The sequence below is a fragment of the Pseudomonas karstica genome (assembly GCF_009707515.1).
Classification (GTDB): domain Bacteria; phylum Pseudomonadota; class Gammaproteobacteria; order Pseudomonadales; family Pseudomonadaceae; genus Aquipseudomonas; species Aquipseudomonas karstica.
The window spans coordinates 1-371 of sequence record NZ_WLYI01000098.1 but is presented as its reverse complement, the minus strand read 5'-3'; the positions used below and the strand labels follow the sequence as shown (position 1 = coordinate 371).

Here is a 371-nt window from a genome sequence, read left to right as displayed (position 1 = left end):
TCACCGTCGCCGCTCCTGGCGATGACGTGTTCATCGACAAAAGCACCCAAACGGTCAAAATCACCGACACCACCGGCGGCAATTTCGAGAAGTTGGAAGTGGCTGGCAATGGCGCAACCACCACCATCAACGACACCATCGACAAAGTGGATGTAGTCCTGACCGCCACCAACACTGTCGGCGAAGGCGGACAGATTGTTTATACCGCCAGCCTTGTGGATAAAAACGGTGCACCGGTGACTAACATCACCAATCCGCTGAAGGTGACTCTGGACAATGGCCAGACCATCACCATCGGCGTAAATCAGTCGAGCGGTACCGTCTCGATTGTGGCACCGGACGATGTGTACCAAGGCGACCAAACTGTCACC

General features: G+C 55.3%; 1 protein-coding gene. It reads left to right on the top strand.

The window, feature by feature from the left end; translation table 11 throughout:
* The coding region (locus tag GIR22_RS26060; protein ID WP_178122474.1) for an immunoglobulin-like domain-containing protein at positions 1-371 on the top strand (371 nt) is incomplete at both ends.